We start from the raw sequence: 3,512 nt of genomic DNA, 5'->3' as shown, positions 1-3,512 counted from the left end.
GGAAGCGGTCGACTCGCATTTTGAGGGTGTGAAACCACTTTTCGATGAGGTTTCGGTTGACGTAGTCAAGCCGACCGCTCAATCCTAATCGAGAGAGGGCAGTCTGATAGCCGTAGCCATCGACGAGAAACACAGCGTCTGAGAGATCGTGTTTCTCCGAGAGTCGATGGAGAAACGCAGCAGCCGGATCGGTACCATGTCGTCCAAACAACTCGACATCGAGAATCAGCTTCGTCTCGATGTCTATTGCGGCGTACAACCAAGACCACTCACCGTTGATTTTGACAGCGGTCTCGTCGACCGCAACCCGCTTCGGCGTTGCCTCAGGCGGGTTGTGACCGCTGTTAGCCAGTCGATGCACCCATTGCCAAACAGCTTGATGAGAGCGTTCTACGCCGAGCAATCGGAGAATTTCTTTTGTCTCTCTAAGTGAACAGCCGGTCGCGTGGAGCTGGACGGCGAACACCCTGACGGGCGTCCCCAGAACGCTTTGCGTTCTGGTGGGCTGCACGAGAGCTCCGCTCTCGTGAACGTTCGAAAGACGCAAGCGTCTTTCGAGCCCACAAACTCGCATCGCGAGTTTGGGACGTCTCCAGAAATCTTTGATTTCTGGTGGGAAAACGAGACGCTCCGCGTCTCGTCGCGTCGCCGTCCGCTCACGCTCCCACGTTTCTTCATAATCCGTCGCAAAGCACTCGCTGAGCAGGTCTGCGAGCATCTTGACCAACTAACTCAACGACCTGCTCGTTCCTCAAACTGGCTTAACTAGACAGTATATACTATATGAGGTGAGTTTGACAGTATAGAGATTGTATCCGGAAATATGAGTGAAGGACGAGCATTGATGACCGAGAGAGAACGCGAGATTTTGAGCGGTGAGGCCGACGTGAAGGACAACTACCGATACAAGGTCAAGTCCCAAGTCAGAAGCCGAATTACGAAGCAACTGACCAAGTGCTTCGCAACGAACCTGTACAGCGGGTCCTTCGAGAGGTCGGCTCCCCCTCCGTCGGTACAGGCAAGAAGCTAGTCAGCACGTTCCGAGGGGACGACGCCCAGTTGACAGCGTACTTCTTCGAGACGGCGATCGGGACGCTCCGGTACACCGAGGTTAAATCCCACGAAGTCGCACACTTCGTCTTCGGCGAAGATGTCCGTGCAGGTGCACTCCCACGTGAGTACAGACTCGCATCGGAGGTCGAGTCGGCGTCGGTACTCTCCGATATGTGTGGTGGAACCGAGTTCTTCCGTGCCCCTACGAAAGCGGAGCGAGTCCAACTGCAGCGTCGCTTCGGGTTCGACCTCGACGAGTCGACTGCGTTCTTCAGTTCGGCGATCGATGGATTCGGCGTCGTTCCAGAGGACTCGAAAGATGCGACGGCGACGCTCGTCGAGTTCGATTCCTTCGCGTTCGATTCCGCGTCGACTTCCGACGTAACTCCGATGGAGGAGTGTGACACAGGAGCCTGCACCGTCTGTATGACTTCGACACTGAGCAGTGTCGGCACGTGCGGATGGGCGTGTTATGCCGTCGCCACGCCACCGCCGGTTAGTATCGCAGGTGCCGTTGCGTGTCTCACGTGTGTCGCCGCGACCGGTGTCTCACTGGGGTACTTCTGCAGCGAGTGTCTAGAAACACCTGTAAATAAAAGCGCTCCCCACCGGTTCTTTCACCATGCAACTGTCTTTCCGTGACGAACAAACTGTGCACCCCTTGGCCATCGCTATCAGCGGTGCGAGTACGGGAATACTCTTCATGTTCGTGGGGTGGTTGATGGCACTGATGACGGAGAGTCCGACGATGATTCGGCTCATTTTCTTCGTGCCCGCTGTACTCATCCTGTTCGGGTCGCTCCTGTACGGACTCGAATGGGCGCGACGGAGAACTGTCGACTGACGCGGACTCCCACACCCCAAATCCACTGTACCTTTCGACAGGAGACAACGAAATCTCACTGGTGTTCGCCTCCTGTCTCGAACTTTTAAATACGCCGTCCCCCCTATCATACAGCTAGAATGACCTGCTCTGTTGAATAGATGCTGAGTCACGGTTACAGCGGCTCACACAACGGTTCGATGTTAATGAGGGCGAACATCAGGACAATTTCACGGAACTGTCGATACTAGCCGAGCGCTCGCACGGCGTCGCCGAGCGAGCGCTTGGTTGTCGAGTACGGCGTTTCTGCCATCCAGCGCTGAGAGTAGCCTTTTGCCCGGATGAGCACGTTGTTCGCAGCTGCTTTCGGTGACGACCCGCGGTAGTGAACAAGATACTCAACGTCAAGCGCGGCGATTTCGTACTCAGTGTGCCAGTCTTGGAATCCGTTGTCAGCGGCCACCGACTGCAGGTCGTCCCGATCTAGGCCGAGTGCGTCACGAATCTCGGTCAGGTACTTCAGCCGATTCGGCGTTTCACGGTAGCTGTGGCCCTCTTCGAGCCGAAAGCAGTGCAGAACGACGTGGACCCAGCGGGCGAACCCGCCGGTGGCGGGCTAGCCCGCGTGGTTCCCTAACGCTTGTTTGGCTAGGTCACGACACTGCTCAATGAAGTCAAGGAGATCGACTTCCATGGACAGAAATTGATTTCTTTGGCCTCACCCTTCTAACGCGGTGATATCGACTGATTAGACCGCTATTCAACAGAGCAGAATAACCCGATTTCTAACTAGACAGTGCCTTATCTTCCCAGTAGTCAGATTAATAATAATTACTCCAAAATTCTAGGACATGGATTCAAGCAAAGGCGTCTTCAGGCGTCAGTTTAGTAGCGCCATTGCGAGTGCAACATTGTTATTTCCTCTCACAGGTTGCATAAATGACGGAACACAAACATCCAAAAAAGAGGGACATGAGGTTCATGCAACAAACCTTCTCGAACATCATGTACAGTTCTTTATCACGATGTCTGATAAAGATGAAAATGTGGTTTTTAAAAGGGAATATACACTTCCTCCGAACTCATACAACGAATCCGAGCAGGTATCAGAAACACCTGACCAGATGGCAGTCGAGTATAGTGGTGAGAGGCAAACATATGACTATTCACCGACTGTGAGCTGTGGCGAAGCATCAACGGTAAGCATCATCTTCGCAGTTACTGAAGATGAGGGAATGAGAATTATGTATGGATGTCGGTCTACATAATATTATAATCCGGATGATGGTATGACAATTCCGGCACTGTCTAGTTAGTGACCTCCTCAACTGGCGTTCGTCCGTCGAGCGATTGGTGCGGTCGTTGGAAATTATAGTATTGCGCAAATTGTATGAACTACTCACAGACGCTCGCATGACTGCCCACCCACGAATTATTGAAACGGTCACTCACATTTTGAGGGTGTGAAGCCACTTTTCGACGCGGTTTCGCTCGACGTAATCGACCCGACCGCTCACTCCTACTCGAGAGAGGGCAGTCTGATAGCCGTAGCCATCGACGGGAAATACAGCATCTGAGAGCTCGTGTTTCTCCGAGAGTCGATGGAGAAACGCAGCAGCCGGATCGGTACCATGTC

General features: G+C 53.4%; 3 protein-coding genes and 4 pseudogenes. 3 read left to right on the top strand and 4 right to left on the bottom strand.

Translation table 11 applies throughout. The features are described 5' to 3' along the window. A pseudogene (locus QT222_RS04385) lies at positions 1-478 on the bottom strand (IS6-like element ISHbo1 family transposase); the annotation flags it as partial. Positions 479-646: 168 nt separating this feature from the next. After that, positions 647-718, bottom strand: a pseudogene (locus QT222_RS04380) (IS6 family transposase); the annotation flags it as partial. A gap of 236 nt (positions 719-954) precedes the next feature. Here QT222_RS04380 and QT222_RS04375 point away from each other — a divergent pair. Continuing rightward, positions 955-1,695 carry a hypothetical protein gene (locus QT222_RS04375; RefSeq protein WP_004056173.1) on the top strand — a complete coding sequence of 247 codons (741 nt, stop codon included), beginning with the start codon at positions 955-957 and terminating at the stop codon, positions 1,693-1,695. A gap of 19 nt (positions 1,696-1,714) precedes the next feature. Continuing rightward, positions 1,715-1,897, top strand: coding sequence for a hypothetical protein (locus QT222_RS04370; RefSeq protein WP_004056170.1), 183 nt, complete (start codon positions 1,715-1,717; stop codon positions 1,895-1,897). A 154-nt stretch (positions 1,898-2,051) separates the two neighbouring features. Here QT222_RS04370 and QT222_RS04365 read toward each other — a convergent pair. Further along, positions 2,052-2,570, bottom strand: a pseudogene (locus tag QT222_RS04365) (hypothetical protein). Positions 2,571-2,727: 157 nt separating this feature from the next. On the opposite strand from QT222_RS04365, the gene QT222_RS04360 reads away from it, so the two are divergent. Continuing rightward, positions 2,728-3,144 carry a hypothetical protein gene (locus QT222_RS04360; RefSeq protein WP_014732683.1) on the top strand — a complete coding sequence of 139 codons (417 nt, stop codon included), beginning with the start codon at positions 2,728-2,730 and terminating at the stop codon, positions 3,142-3,144. A gap of 40 nt (positions 3,145-3,184) precedes the next feature. On the opposite strand, the pseudogene QT222_RS04355 reads toward QT222_RS04360, so the two are convergent. Then, a pseudogene (locus QT222_RS04355) lies at positions 3,185-3,512 on the bottom strand (transposase domain-containing protein); the annotation flags it as partial.

Source organism: Haloferax sp. s1 (assembly GCF_058382125.1).
This window is presented reverse-complemented; position numbering and strand designations above follow the sequence as displayed.